The sequence below is a fragment of the Streptomyces finlayi genome, assembly GCF_014216315.1.
GTDB classification, from domain to species: domain Bacteria; phylum Actinomycetota; class Actinomycetes; order Streptomycetales; family Streptomycetaceae; genus Streptomyces; species Streptomyces finlayi_A.
On the sequence record NZ_CP045702.1, the window covers coordinates 583,666 to 597,472 of the forward strand.

Sequence of the window (13,807 nt, forward strand, 5' to 3'; positions counted from 1 at the left end):
CGTCGAACTACCGGTCCCCCACCCCCTCCAGCTTCGAGGAGCAGCGCTCATGCCCAGCACCAAGGCTCTCGTGCGACCAGTGAGTCCCCGTCTCGCCGAGGGACTCGTCACCCATATCGAACGGGCACCGGTCGACCACGCCCTCGCCCATGAGCAGTGGGGCCGCTACACGGCCGCCCTGCGCGAGAACGGCTGGGAAACGGTCGAGGTGGCCGCAGCCGACGACCACCCGGACGGTGTATTCGTCGAGGACACCGTGGTGGTGTTCCGCAACGTCGCCCTGATGGCCCGGCCGGGAGCGGAATCCCGCAGGGGTGAGACACCCGCTGTCGAGGAGGCGCTGGTAGGGCTCGGCTGTTCGGTGAACCGGATCCGCGAGCCGGGCACGCTGGACGGCGGCGACGTTCTCAAGACCGGCGACACGGTCTACGTCGGGCGGGGCGGCCGGACGAACGCGGAGGGGGTGCGGCAGCTCAGGGCCGCCTTCGAACAGCTCGGAGCCCGGGTCGTGGCCGTACCGGTCAGCAAGGTCCTGCACCTCAAATCCGCCGTGACGGCACTCCCGGACGGCACGGTCGTCGGATATCCGCCCCTGGTCGACGAGCCCTCGCTCTTCGGCCGCTTCCTGCCGGTTCCGGAGGAGGCGGGCGCGCATGTGGTGCTGCTCGGCGGCGGGAGGCTGCTGATGGCGGCGAGCGCGCCCAAGTCCGCCGAGCTGTTCTCGGAGCTCGGTTTCGAACCGGTCGTGGTGGACATCAGCGAGTACGAGAAGCTCGAAGGCTGCGTGACCTGCCTTTCCGTACGCGTCCGCGACCTGCACACATAACGGGGCGTAACCGGACGCCGCCGGGGACGGGCTTGGCCGGGGCCTTACCCGCGCTTTAACCTACGGTCACGTAACCTACGAAGCCGTAGGTAATTCTCCCGTCCCCAGGAGCCCCCGTGACGATCACCTCTCCCCATCTCGGCAGTTCGAAGGCGTGGACAGACGCCCAGCTGCTGTACGCACTGGAGGAGGTGGTGGAGAAGGAACTCAACCGCCATCTCAAGGTCGCCAAGGACTGGATGCCGCACGAGTACGTCCCGTTCTCCGACGGCCGCAACTTCCCCGGCGTCTTCGAGGACGGCCAGGCGTGGGAGGCCAAGCAGTCGAAGGTGACCGACATCGGCAAGATCGCCCTCGTCGTCAACCTGCTGACCGAGGACAACCTCCCCAGTTACCACCACGAGATCGCCTCCCTCTTCGGCCGCGACGGCGCCTGGGGCACCTGGGTGCACCGCTGGACCGCCGAAGAGGGCCGGCACGGCATCGTGATGCGTGACTACCTGCTCACCTCGCGTGCCGTCGACCCGGACAAGCTGGAGCAGTTCCGGATGGCGCACATGGCGGAGGGCTTCGAGTCCGACAACCGCCACTCGATGCTGCACTCCGTCGCGTACGTCGCGTTCCAGGAGCTGGCGACCCGCGTCTCCCACCGCAACACCGGCCACCAGTCGGGCGACCCGGTCTGTGACCGGATGCTCGCGCGGATCGCGACCGACGAGAACCTGCACATGGTGTTCTACCGCAACCTGCTGGGCGCGGCCTTCGAGCTCGCCCCGGATCTGACGATGCAGTCCGTGCGCGATGTCGTGGTCGACTTCCGGATGCCGGGACACGGTATGCCCGGCTTCGAGCGGGCCGCCGCGCAGATGGCGATCGGCGAGATCTACAACATGCGGATCCACCACGACGATGTCATCCAGCCCGTGCTGCGCTACCTCAAGGTCCTCGAGATCGACGGGCTGGGCCCGGAGGGTCTCAAGGCGCAGGAAGAGATCGGTCTGTACATGAGCGGCCTGGACAGCGAGGCGTCGAAGTTCGACGAGAAGCTGGCCGCCCGCAAGGAGCGGATGGCCGCACGCGGCAAGTGAGCCACCCCCGTGTGAACCGGGTTGTGTGAGTGAGGGCGTCGGGCCTGTGCCCGGCGCCCTCACTCCGTCGCGGTGACCTGCGCGTACGCCGCGTCCCGTACATCGGCGACCGGGTGCTGGCGCAGCAGTCTCAGCTGGGTCCGCCAGGGGCCCGTCCAGGCGGTGCGCCGTGCGGGGGGTGGGCCGACCCCAGAGGTTTACGGACCGTACTCTGTGCCGGGTGAAGCCAGTGACGCGTCTCTTCCTCTTCGGGGCACCGTTCGCCATCGCCGCATCCATCGTGTTCGGCAGCGACGGCGACTCGTCGCTGCCCACGGCTCCGCCGCAGGCGGCGGAGCCCGCACCGGCCAAGCAGAAGGCGCAGGACGCGGAGATCGCGGAACTGCCCGCCGGGCTCGCGGAACCGCGGATGAAGGAGATCGCCTCGCAGCTGGTGGCCAGCGCGGAAAGCTCCACGCTGGACTGGCGCAGCCGGTACGGGACCATCGAGGACATCGGGGACGGCACCGGATACACGGCGGGCATCGTCGGCTTCTGTTCCGGGACGAACGACATGCTTCAGCTCGTCGAGGCCTTCACCGAGGAACACCCGGACAATCCGCTCGCCCCGTTCCTCCCCGCACTGCGCGCGGTGGACGGCACCGACTCGCACGCGGGCCTGGACCCGGGCTTCACCGCCGCGTGGAAGGAAGCCGCCGCGGACGAGGCGTTCCGTGACGCCCAGGAGGAGTTCCGGGACCGGCTGTACTTCGAGCCCGCGGTACGGCTCGCGAAGCTGGACGGGCTCGGCACGCTGGGGCAGTTCGTCTACTACGACGCGATGGTCCTGCACGGCCCGGGGATCGAGGCGACGGGCTTCTACGGAATCCGCGAGGCGGCTATGGCCACCGCGGACACGGCGGCCGAGGGCGGCGACGAGTCCACCTACCTCCACGCCTTCCTGGACGCGGGCAGATCGGTGATCCAGGCGAGGAAGACCCAGCGCGACACCTCTCGGATCGACACCGCGCAGCGCGTGTTCCTGCGCGCCGGCAATCTGGAGCTGCGGGCGCCTCTGGTGTGGCAGACGTACGGCGAGACCTTCCGCATCCCTTCCTGAACGGCCCGCGCACCGCGCGGCCGTTCCGTCCCGGGCGGCCGGACCCGGGCGGCCGGACCCGGGCGGTCAGGCCCGGTCGCGCGCTCCTCTGCGCATCCGGTCGCGCTCCTTCTCGGAGAGCCCGCCCCAGACGCCGAACCGCTCGTCGTTGGCGAGCGCGTACTCCAGACAGGCGACCCGGCCCTCGCAGGCGTTGCACAACTGCTTGGCCTCGCGCGTCGAACTGCCCGGGGCCGGGAAGAAGAACTCGGGCCCCGTCTGCGCGCACAGCGCCGTCTCCCGCCAGGCGAGCACGTCGTCGGTGATGGTGTTGATCAGCATGGTGACCACACTGCCGGGTGGCGATAAACAACCGATCAACGGCACGTCAATGCGACGCACCGCGCCGGACGCCTATTCCCGCGGCATCGGTCCGGGCCGGATCACGGCGAACGCCGCGCCGAACGGGTCGGCGAGATGGGCGACCCTGCCGACGCCCTCGATGTCCTGCGGCGCCACGGTCACGCTGCCGCCCAGCCGTTCGGCCTCCGCCGACGCCGCGTCACAGTCCTCCACCGTGAAGTACGGCAGCCAGTGCGGACCCTGGTCGGCCTCGGGCCGCACATCGCCCAGCCGGACGAGTCCGCCGAACGCGGACTCCCGGCTGCCGCCCGACGGTCTGACCGTGGTGTACGGGTGGCCGGGAAGACTCATCTCGTCGGCCTCCCAGCCGAAGAGGGTCTGGAAGAACGCGGCTGCCGCCGACACGTCGGGGGTGTGCAGCTCCGACCAGAGCAGGGAGCCCGGTTCCTGGATGACGCCCAGGCCGGTGTTGGTCCCCGGCTGCCAGACACCGAAGTAGGCCCCCTCGTTGTCCGTGAAGCCGGCCATCCGCCCGAATTCGCGCACGTCCATCGGCTCGAAGAGTACGTTGCCGCCTGCTTTCGCCACGGCCTTGGCGGAGGCGGAGGCGTCGGGCGACTGGAAGTAGACCGACCAGGCGGACTTCGCCTGGTCCTCCGGCACGGTCATCACGCCCGCGGCCGCTTGCCCGTTCAGCGTGTACATCCCGTACTCGCCTGTGTCGGGGCCACCGGGCACCAGTTCCCAGCCGAAGAGGCCGCGGTAGAACGCGGTGGCCCCGTCCAGGTCGGGCGTGCCCAGATCGATCCAGTTGGGGACTCCTGTGACAAAGCTGGGGTTGAGCATGATCGGCCCCTTCAGCGAGCCGGCTGCCTCGCTCGTCTCGTCGCACGGGGGAATTCCCCGCCCGACAGAGTCTCGCACCGGGCACTGACAACCGCAGTCCGGCAGGGCCGGAAGGGGCAGGGGTCCGTGGGACCATGAAGGCCGCGGTGCCGGCAGGGCCGTGGGCGCAGCGGGACGTGACAGAGGGACACCATGACTGAGGCCGGGGCGGCGCATACCGAGGCACCCACGGGACGGGCCGCCCGGGAGCTGTTCGGCCGTGCGGAGCGGTTGCTGGAGACGGCCCGCGCGGTACTGGCCGATCACGGCCGGGCCGTCGACGCCGTGCGCGGCGCACTCGATCCGCTGCTGGACGCTCTGGTCGGGCGGGAGCTGGCGGCCATCCCCGTATCGCGGCTCAAGGACGTGACCGAGGGACGGCTGCGGATCGGCGCGGTCGAGGAGGCCGGTTACGGGACGGTCGGCCAGGTGCACGCGGCGAGCCCCTACGAGCTCCGGCAGATCCCCGGTGTCGGGGCGCAGACCGCCGACCAGGCGCTGGCCGCGGCCCGCCAGATCGCGCACGCGGTCCGTGACACCGTCTCGGTGCGCGTCGACGTGGACGCGCCGGACGAGCCTACGACCGCGCTGGTGGTGGCCCTGAACCGGCTGGTCGAGGCGGGTCCGGACGTCCGCCGGGCGTGCGACGCCGCACGTGGACTCGTCGCCCGCCTGGAACCCCTGCTGGCCACGGCCGGACCGGCCGGGGGCCGGCTGCGGATGCTGTTCACGGGCCGGGCGGCCCGCGAGCGGGCACGGGCCGCCGCCCTCTGCGTACGGACCGCCGTGGCCGAGGCGCAGGAGCGCGAACTGCCGCTGCTGTTCGGGCAGGTGTCGGTCGATCTGCTGCGGGCACCCGAGTCGGCGCCCGGAGCCTGGGTCGACTTCGAGCTGCGGTCCGCCGAGTACTACAGCCTGCTGGCCGAGATGTCGGGCACCGGGCCCGACCGGGACGCCGCCGAGGGCTTCCTCCCGGCGGGGATCGCGGACCGGGTACGCGGCCTGCGGCTCGACGACGCGCATCTAAGGGTCTCGCTGCGCGGTTACCAGTCCTTCGGCGCGCGGTTCGCGCTGGCGCAGAAGCGGGTGATCCTCGGCGACGAGATGGGCCTCGGCAAGACGGTCCAGGCCATCGCGGCGCTCGCCCATCTCACCGCGCGGGGCGAGACGCACTTCCTGGTGGTGTGCCCGGCGAGCGTCCTGATCAACTGGACGCGGGAGATCCGCGCCCGCTCCACGCTGCGCGCGCTCCCGGTGCACGGTCCGGAGCGGCGTGAGGCGTTCACCGAATGGTGCGAGAGCGGTGGGGTCGCGCTCACCACCTTCGACGCCCTGCACACCCTGCCGGACGCCTGGGGCGGGGCGGTGCGGCCGGGGATGCTCGTGGTGGACGAGGCCCACTTCGTCAAGAACCCGGCGACCCGCCGGGCCCGGAGCGTGGCCGGCTGGGCGGAGCGCACCGAGCGGGTCCTGTATCTGACCGGCACTCCGATGGAGAACCGGGTCGAGGAGTTCCGCAGCCTCGTCCGACAGCTCCGGCCCGAACTGGCCCCCGCCGTCTCCACGACCCACGGCGCCGCCGGTTCGCACGCCTTCCGCAGAGCCGTCGCCCCCGCCTACCTGCGACGCAACCAGGTGGACGTGCTGAGCGAACTCCCCGCACTGGTCCAGGTGGACGAGTGGGAGGAGTTCAGCGAGGAGGACCTCGGCGTGTACCGCGAGGCCGTGGACTCCGGGCAGTTCATGCGGATGCGCCGCGCCGCGTACGCGCGGCCCGCCACCTCCGCGAAGCTGAACCGGCTGTGCGAGCTGGTCGCGGAGGCGGAGAGCAACGGGCTCAAAGTGGTGGTGTTCTCGTACTTCCGCGAGGTCCTGGCCACGGTCGAGGAGGCTCTGGGCGAAGGCGTGTTCGGTCCACTGTCCGGCACTGTGCCGGCCGCCCGCCGCCAGGAGCTGGTGGACGGGTTCGGCGCGACGGAAGGGCACGCGGTCCTGCTCAGCCAGATCCAGGCCGGGGGTGTCGGACTGAACATGCAGGCGGCCTCGGTGGTCATCCTGTGCGAACCGCAGATCAAACCGACGATGGAGCACCAGGCCGTGGCCCGGGCCCACCGTATGGGCCAGATACGCACGGTCCAGGTGCACCGGCTCCTCGCGACCGACAGCGTCGACCAGCGCATGCTGGACATTCTGGCGCGCAAGGACCGGCTCTTCGACTCGTACGCGCGGCGCAGCGATGTCGCCGAGGCGACGCCCGATGCCGTCGACGTGTCGGACGGGTCGCTCGCCCGGCGCATCGTCGAGGAGGAACAGCGCCGACTGGCCGCGGAGCGCTGACCACGGCTCAGTGCCGGTGCTTCTCCGCGCTGTCCGCGTCGTCACCGGCCGCCTTGTCGGCCTTCTCCCCGGCCGCCGTCCCGGCCCCGGCCACGTGGTGCGGTTCGTAGCCCGGGACCGTGCCGTCCGTCTTGGCGACCAGCAGCAGTCCCGCCATGCCCATGTCGGAGTGGCTCTGGACGTGGCAGTGGTACATCCAGGCCCCCGCTCCCACGTGTTCGCCCGCGATGATCTGGAAGCCGAAGGAGTCTGCGGGCCCGCAGATCTTCGTGTCGATCACCCGGCTGGGGTCGTCGGGCCCGGTGAGCGCCCCGGTCCTGTTGTCGGCCCAGCGATGACCGTGGATATGGAACGTGTGGTAGTACTCGCCGTGCGTGATCATCACCACTTCGACCCGCTCGCCGACCGTGGCCTCGAAGTTCGGAGCGAGGTGCGCCGCCTTGTTGTTGATCGTCATGTCGTTGAAGACGATCGTGAACGTCCTGTCCGGCAGGACGTCGCCCCTGCGGCGGACGACCAGGGGCCCGTACAGCCCCTTCCGGATGCCGCCGGTGCCGTGATCCGTACCGACGACGTGATCGTGGTAGTGCCAGTACCCGGCGCTGCCCGCCCGCCAGGTGCCGTCCTTCCGGCGGCCCGGGGCGTGGGTGCGCCAGGTGTACGTGCGGGTGCCGCCCGGTTCGACGTGGGACCTGTTCATCCGGGTGCCGTCGCTGGCGATGTCGTAGTCGACGCCGTGGACGTGCAGGCTGGCGTCGACGTCCGTGGTGTTCTCGAACTCGATGTGCAGGGTGTCGCCCTCGTTGAGTTCGATGAGCGGCCCGGGGACCGACGCCTTGCCCTTCTCGAAGCCGTAGCCGAGCGAGCCGTCCGGCATCTTCTCGGCGTACATCCTGATCCGGCGCACCTCGCCCCCGGCCGGGGCGGTCCTGGGCGCGGTCTCCGCGGAGCCGGCCTCACCTGCCAGCGACAACGATGTCACCCCCGTTGCCGCGGCTGCCGCACCGCCCGCCAGCACGCGCCGGTTGAAGGTCCTTCGGTCCATGTCGAACTCCCCACTGCGAAAGGGCAACTGACGGGCTCTCGGAAACGGGCGGGGGCAGAGGCGCCTCCCTGGACGGCCCATACGGTAGCCGGGCGGTCTTCGTTTATCCACACCCAGGACAAAGTTCGTGCCATTGCTGCCATAGCTCTTGGCGAGTCACGAAAAGAGGTCTAGCTTCGGGCGCTGTTGCAGTGACCGAAGAGTTGAGTGAACCAGAGAGTTGCAGTGACCAAAGAGGGATGGGTGACCACATGCAGCGCACACCACATCACCGGTCCGGAGCACGACGAGGTGTCGCGGCGGCCGTGGCGGCCGGCGCACTGACCGCTTCCCTGCTCGGGGGCGGTGCCGCCGGCGCCGGGCCCTATCCGGAGCCGGCCGACCGGGCGACAACGTTGTCTCTGCCGTCGCCGCCCGGCGGCGCCAACGTCAGGGTGCTCGTCTTCCACGCCTCGGCGGGTGAGGAGTCCCCGACCGTCGACGCGGGTATCGCGGCGATCGAGAAGATCGGGCTCAGCGGCCCGGTCTCCGGCCGCTTCCGGACCGTCGCGACCGACGACGCGGGGGTCTTCACCGACGAGCGACAGCTCGGCCGGTACAACGCGGTCGTCTTCCTGACCCGGGGCGACGTCCTCGACCCGGAGCAGGAAGCGGGCCTGGAGTCGTACATGGAGGCGGGCGGAGGATTCCTCGGCATCCATGACGCGGCGCGCACCGAGCCGTACTCGGACTGGTTCACCGGCCTGGTCGGAGCACGGCCCGCGGCCGGCGGCCCGGCCACCGCCCAGCGCGCGACGGTCGAGATCGGTGACCGGCAGCACCCGGCGACCAAGAATCTGCCGCTGGAGTGGAAGCGGCCCGACAAGTGGCTGAACTGGACGAAGAACCCGTCCGGTGACGTGCACACCGTGGCCCGTGTCCGCGAGAGCACCTACAAGCCGGGCGCGAGCGCCAACGGCTGGGACCACCCGGTCTCCTGGTGCCGCGACTACGACGGCGGGCGTTCCTTCTACACGGGCATGGGCGGCACCGTCGACAGCTTCGCCGAGACGGACTTCCGCGAGCATCTGCGCGGCGCCCTCGCCTGGACCTCCCGCATCTCGCAGGCCGACTGCAAGGCCACCATCAACGGCAACTACCGGGCGGAGCGGGTCACCAAGCCCAACCAGCCCGGGCAGAACGACCAGATCGGCGAGCCGCACGGGCTGGTCACGGCCCCCGACGGCCGGGTCTTCTACATCGGCCGCGGCGGCGCCGACAGCAGTGCGCCGGTCGTCATCGACTGGAACAACCCCGACATCGGCAAGGGCCAGGGCGAGATCCACGTCTACGACCCCGCGACCAGGAAGGTCACCCTCGCCGGAGCGCTGACCGTCTTCGGCAACAAGGGCGGCGGCGACGAGACCGTCAAGGTCGAGGAAGGCCTCCTCGGGATCGAACTCGACCCGGACTTCGCGGAGAACGGCTGGGTGTATCTGCACTACACCCCGCACGCGAAGATCGACCGCGACAAGCGGATGGCGGTACGTCAGGTCTCCCGCTTCACCTTCGACCCGGCGACGAACAAGCTGGACACGGCGTCCGAGAAGGTGCTGCTCCAGTGGCCGGTCCAGATCCACAGCTGCTGCCACGCGGGCGGCGGGATGGCCTGGGACTCCAAGGGCAACCTGTACATCGCGACCGGTGACAACAACTCGTCCGGCTCCAGCGGTGGCTACTCCGGGAACAACCCGGCACCCAACTACAAGGGCGTGTCGTACGCCGACGCCCGGCGCACCTCGGGCAACACCAACAACCTCAACGGGAAAATCCTGCGCATCCACCCCGAGGCCGACGGCACGTACACCCTGCCCGACGGCAACCTCTTCACCGGCAAGGAGCCGGACGAGGGCGGCGGCAAGACCCGCGGCGAGATCTACGTGATGGGGGTGCGCAACCCGGCCAGGATCTCCGTCGACCCGGCGACCGACACGCTGTACGCGGGCTGGGTCGGCCCCGACGCCGGTGCGCCCAGTACCACCTGGGGTCCCGCCAAGTACGACACCTTCGCCGCCATCACCAAGGCCGGCAACCACGGCTGGCCGTACTGCATGGGCAACAAGCAGCCCTACCGCGACCGCGGCCTGCCCGATCCGTCCGTACCGCTCGGCTGGTACGACTGCGACGCACCCAGGAACGAGTCGCCGAACAACGACGGCCTGGTGAAGCTGCCCCCCGTCACGTCCAACACCATCTGGTACTCCCCCCAGGGCGGCGGCATCGACTACCCGCGCGACGCCGACGGTGTCCCGAGCTACAGGGCCGAGGAGCAGAAGCAGCTCCTGCCATGGCTCAAGGGCGGCGGCCAGGCCACGATGAACGGCCCGGTGTACCGGTACGACGCGGCGAGCACCAGCGCCGACAAGTGGCCCTCGTACTGGGACGGCAAGTGGTTCGTCGGTGACTTCTACGACGGTGACCAGCCCCGGCACGCGGTGCTCACCGACCCGAAGACGGTAGGTCAGGGCGGCCTGCCGACACATGCCGAGTCCCTGAAGAAGATCATTCCGGTGGGTGCCGACGGCATCCGCAACCTCATGGACTGGAAGTTCGCCCCGGACGGTTCGCTCTACGTCCTGGACTACGGGCGCGGCTTCTTCACCTCGGACTCCAAGTCCGCGCTGTGGCGCGTGACGTACACGGGCGGCGGGCCGACCCCGGCCGCCGCCGATCTGGCCAGGAAGGCGGAAGTCCAGTGAGCCACCGTCCCCTCTTCGCGCGGTCCCGGTACCGGCCCGCCCTGCTGTGGCCGGCCCTGCTCTCCTCGTTCCTCCTGGTCCTCGGGCTCACCTCGACGGCCGCGTACGGCCGTGCGGACGACCAGGAGGCGGCAGCGGCGGACCAGGTGCTGACCTGGACCGCGGGCGACCCCATCGACCGCTATCTGTCCGCCCCCAGGACGGCGGTGGCGGGCGCCGCGACCATCGTGTTCGAGAACAGCGCGGCTACCGGCAACACGACGGGGATGCCGCACACGCTGACGTTCAGCGTCTCCGACCCGGAGTTCAACAACGACGTCCAGCTGAACATCCTCGCCAACCCGAGCGACGGCGAGGGCGGCAAGCACACCGCTCAGGTCACGCTGAGCCCCGGCCGGTACTTCTACCACTGCACCATTCCCGGTCACGGCTCGATGCAGGGCATCCTCACCGTGACCGAGGGGACCGGCGAGGACACCACCGCGCCGGAGACCTCGGCGAAGGTGGACGGTGACAGGAACGCCGACGGCGCGTACATCGGTCAGGCCGCCGTCAGCGTGGCGGCGACCGACGCGGGTTCGGGCGTCGGCACCGTGGAGTACGCGCTCGGCGCGGACGGCGCCTGGCAGCCGTACACCGTGCCCGTCGTGGTGAACCAGGTCGGCACGCACAAGGTCCGCTACCGGGCCACGGACAAGGCGGGCAACGTGGCGGCGGAGAAGGCCGTCGACTTCGCCGTGGCGGCACCGCCCACGGACGACGCGACCCCGCCGGAGACCTCGGCGACCGTATCGGGTGAGAAGGACGCCCAGGGCGCGTACCTCGGGATGGCCACGGTCACCGTGACGGCGTCCGACACCGGTTCCGGCGTGAACACCATCGAGTACGCCATCGGGGCGGACGGTGCCTGGAAGCCGTACACCGCCCCGGTGATGGTGCATGACATCGGCACGCACAAGGTCCGCTACCGGGCCACCGACAAGGCGGGCAACGCGGCCGCCGAGAAGGCCGTGGACTTCACGGTCGTCGAGCCGCCGACGCAGGACGCGACACCGCCGGAGACGACGGTGGCGCTGACCGGCGAGAAGAACTCGGACGGCGCGTTCATCACCAGTGCGAAGGCGACGGTCACCGCGACCGACGCCGGGTCCGGTGTCGACAGGGTCGAGTACTCCCTCGACGGCGGCCCGTACCTGGCCTACACCGCTCCGGTGCTCGTCGACCGGATCGGCTCGCACACCTTGGCCCACCGGGCGACGGACAAGGCGGGCAACACCTCCGAGGCGAGGCAGGTGTCGTTCACGGTCGCCGAGGGCGGCGGCGTTCCGGCGCCGGACTGCCCGGAGTTCGACGAGCGGCTGACGGTCATCGTCGGCACGGTCGACAGCGGCGTCCCGAACCGGGTCACCGGCAACCGGTGCACGATCAACGAGCTGATCGAGGACGAGAAGGACTGGTCCTCGCACGCGCTGTTCCTCAAGCACGTGGACACCGTCCTCGACAGGCTCCTGTCCGCCGGCGTGATCGACGCCCGCGAGCACCGCACGATCTACCGGGCGGCGAAGCAGTCCGGCATCGGCAGGCCGGGCCAGGTCGAGGGCTACCGGAAGCTGTTCGACGGCACGGCCGCGTCGCTGGCCAAGTGGGAGCAGGTGGGCGGCGGGAAGTTCGGGCTCAACCCGGACGGCACGATCACCAGCTCGACGACGGTCCCCGGCATGGGCATGCTGTGGTTCCCGGGCAGGCAGTTCGGTGACTTCTCGCTGAAGCTCCAGTGGCGGGACGACGCACCGGGCACGGGCAACGCGAACAGCGGGGTGTTCGTGCGCTTCCCGCACGTCCACGACAACCCGGAGGAGTCGCGTCCGGAGTGGGTCGCCATCAAGTACGGCCATGAGGTGCAGATCAACGACCGGCCGGACGGCGACATGTACAAGACGGGCTCGCTCTACGGCTTCGACCGGGTGGGTCTCGGCGGCGCCGGGGTCACACCCAAGGGCAGCTGGAACGACTACGAGATCCGGGTGGTGGACCAGCACTACTCGGTCTACCGCAACGGTGTCCTGATCAACGAGTTCGAGAACTCCGGCGGCCAGCTCTTCGAGCCGCCGCGCGGTGACGACCCGGGGACCGACGGCCGGCGGTTCGCCTCCGGGTATGTCGGACTCCAGGTGCACGGCACGACGGACGTGGTGTCGTACCGCGACATCCGTATCAGGGAGCTGTAACCCGCGATACGGCGTCAGGGGGCCGCGGTCACATGCCTGTGCGTGTGACCGCGGTCTCCGCCGTGCCGCAGTGTCCGCCACATCGCCGCATCACCGTGTCCGCCGTGTCACCGTGTCCGCCGTGTCCGCCGTGTCACCGTGTCCGCCGTGTCGCCGTGTCCGCCGCTCAGGCGGTGGCGTCGTCCTCGTCCTCGTCGTGCCGGGCGCGGCTGGGCTGCACGCGCTTCGGTTCGCCCGGCATCTTCGGGTACTCCGGCGGATAGGGCATGTCGCCCAGGCTCCGGTCCCGCTCGTCCCGCTCGGCGAGTTCCAGCACCTTGTCCAGGCTGAAGGCGTGGGCTTCCATGTCGGCGTGGAGGTCGCCGACCTCCGCGTACCGCTTGGGCATGGTCCTGATGTCGAAGTCGCGCGGCTCGACGTCGTCGATCTCCTCCCAGCGCAGCGGTGCGGAGACCGGGGCGTGCGGGAAGGGGCGTACGGAGTAGGCGGAGGCGATCGTACGGTCACGGGCCGTCTGGTTGTAGTCGACGAAGATGCGTTCGCCGCGCTCCTCCTTCCACCAGGCGGTGGTGACCCGGTCCGGCATACGCCGTGCCAGGTCCCGGCCGATGGCGATGGTGGCGCGGCGGACCTCGGTGAAGGTCCATCGGGGCTCGATCGGTACGAAGACGTGGATGCCGCGCCCCCCGGAGGTCTTGGGCCAGCCGCGCAGCCCGTGCTCGTCCAGGACGGCACGCAGTTCACGGGCGGCGGTGACCGCGTCGGCGTAGTCCGTACCGGGCTGCGGGTCGAGGTCGATGCGCAGCTCGTCGGGGTGTTCGGTGTCGTCTCTGCGGACCGGCCAGGGGTGGAAGGTGAGCGTTCCCAGGTTGGCCGCCCAGAGGACGGCGGCGACCTCGGTGGGACAGATCTCGTCGGCGGACCGTCCGCTGGGGAAGGCGATGCGGGCGGTCGGGATCCAGTCGGGGAGGTTCTTCGGCGCGCGCTTCTGGTAGAAGAACTCGCCGGTGACCCCGTCCACGAAGCGCTGGAGGGTGGTCGGCCGGTCGCGCAGGGCGCGGGTGATCCCGCCCCCGACCGCGAGGAAGTACTCGGCCACGTCCCTCTTCGTATAGCCCTTGTCCGGAAAGTAGACCTTGTCGGGGTTCGACAGTCGTACCGGCCTTCCGCCTGCGTCCAGCTCCACCGCTGCTCCCATGTCGGCCACGGTAGGCCGGGC

General features: G+C 70.3%; 10 protein-coding genes. 6 read left to right on the top strand and 4 right to left on the bottom strand.

Going from position 1 to position 13,807, the window contains the following annotated elements; translation table 11 throughout:
- Window positions 1-49: 49 nt before the first annotated feature.
- From ddaH to F0344_RS02905, 3 genes are all read left to right on the top strand, one after another.
- Window positions 50-826 (top strand): dimethylargininase, encoded by a 777-nt coding sequence (gene ddaH, locus F0344_RS02895; protein ID WP_185297265.1) that lies wholly within the window; start codon window positions 50-52, stop codon window positions 824-826.
- Window positions 827-942: 116 nt separating this feature from the next.
- Window positions 943-1,914, top strand: a complete 972-nt coding sequence (locus tag F0344_RS02900; RefSeq protein WP_185297266.1) for an acyl-ACP desaturase — start codon at window positions 943-945, stop codon at window positions 1,912-1,914.
- A 229-nt stretch (window positions 1,915-2,143) separates the two neighbouring features.
- Window positions 2,144-3,013, top strand: a complete 870-nt coding sequence (locus tag F0344_RS02905) for a chitosanase (protein WP_258050232.1) — start codon at window positions 2,144-2,146, stop codon at window positions 3,011-3,013.
- A 66-nt stretch (window positions 3,014-3,079) separates the two neighbouring features.
- On the opposite strand, the gene F0344_RS02910 is transcribed toward F0344_RS02905, so the two are convergent.
- The gene (locus F0344_RS02910; protein ID WP_185297267.1) at window positions 3,080-3,334 is read right to left on the bottom strand and encodes a WhiB family transcriptional regulator; all 255 of its coding nucleotides are present in this window, start codon (window positions 3,332-3,334) and stop codon (window positions 3,080-3,082) included.
- A gap of 72 nt (window positions 3,335-3,406) precedes the next feature.
- Window positions 3,407-4,201: a VOC family protein gene (locus F0344_RS02915; RefSeq protein WP_185297268.1), complete on the bottom strand. Its 795-nt coding sequence runs from the start codon at window positions 4,199-4,201 to the stop codon at window positions 3,407-3,409.
- Between the two features lie 192 nt (window positions 4,202-4,393).
- Here F0344_RS02915 and F0344_RS02920 point away from each other — a divergent pair, with 192 nt between their 5' ends.
- On the top strand, window positions 4,394-6,577 hold the full coding sequence (locus F0344_RS02920; protein ID WP_185297269.1) for a DEAD/DEAH box helicase: 2,184 nt from the start codon (window positions 4,394-4,396) through the stop codon (window positions 6,575-6,577).
- Between the two features lie 7 nt (window positions 6,578-6,584).
- Here F0344_RS02920 and F0344_RS02925 read toward each other — a convergent pair whose 3' ends face one another.
- Window positions 6,585-7,622: a multicopper oxidase domain-containing protein gene (locus tag F0344_RS02925; RefSeq protein ID WP_185297270.1), complete on the bottom strand. Its 1,038-nt coding sequence runs from the start codon at window positions 7,620-7,622 to the stop codon at window positions 6,585-6,587.
- A 251-nt stretch (window positions 7,623-7,873) separates the two neighbouring features.
- Between F0344_RS02925 and F0344_RS02930 the strand changes: the two genes are divergently transcribed.
- Together F0344_RS02930 and F0344_RS02935 are read left to right on the top strand one after the other, a co-directional pair.
- Entirely contained in the window at window positions 7,874-10,360 is a 2,487-nt protein-coding gene (locus F0344_RS02930; RefSeq protein WP_185297271.1) for a ThuA domain-containing protein, read from the top strand.
- Entirely contained in the window at window positions 10,357-12,588 is a 2,232-nt protein-coding gene (locus F0344_RS02935; protein WP_185297272.1) for an OmpL47-type beta-barrel domain-containing protein, read from the top strand. Before F0344_RS02930 ends, F0344_RS02935 begins: the two co-directional genes overlap by 4 nt.
- Before the next feature lie 166 nt (window positions 12,589-12,754).
- On the opposite strand, the gene ligD is transcribed toward F0344_RS02935, so the two are convergent.
- Window positions 12,755-13,774, bottom strand: a complete 1,020-nt coding sequence (ligD, locus tag F0344_RS02940; protein ID WP_185302484.1) for a non-homologous end-joining DNA ligase — start codon at window positions 13,772-13,774, stop codon at window positions 12,755-12,757.
- Window positions 13,775-13,807 lie beyond the last annotated feature (33 nt).

What these genes read in the sequence shown, in the direction of transcription:
- F0344_RS02930 (WP_185297271.1), top strand. Translation starts at nt 7,874, where the DNA reads ATGCAGCGCACACCACATCACCGGTCCGGAGCACGACGAGGTGTCGCG.
- F0344_RS02925 (WP_185297270.1), bottom strand. Translation starts at nt 7,622, where the DNA reads ATGGACCGAAGGACCTTCAACCGGCGCGTGCTGGCGGGCGGTGCGGCA.
- ddaH (WP_185297265.1), top strand. Translation starts at nt 50, where the DNA reads ATGCCCAGCACCAAGGCTCTCGTGCGACCAGTGAGTCCCCGTCTCGCC.
- F0344_RS02915 (WP_185297268.1), bottom strand. Translation starts at nt 4,201, where the DNA reads ATGCTCAACCCCAGCTTTGTCACAGGAGTCCCCAACTGGATCGATCTG.
- F0344_RS02910 (WP_185297267.1), bottom strand. Translation starts at nt 3,334, where the DNA reads ATGCTGATCAACACCATCACCGACGACGTGCTCGCCTGGCGGGAGACG.
- F0344_RS02920 (WP_185297269.1), top strand. Translation starts at nt 4,394, where the DNA reads ATGACTGAGGCCGGGGCGGCGCATACCGAGGCACCCACGGGACGGGCC.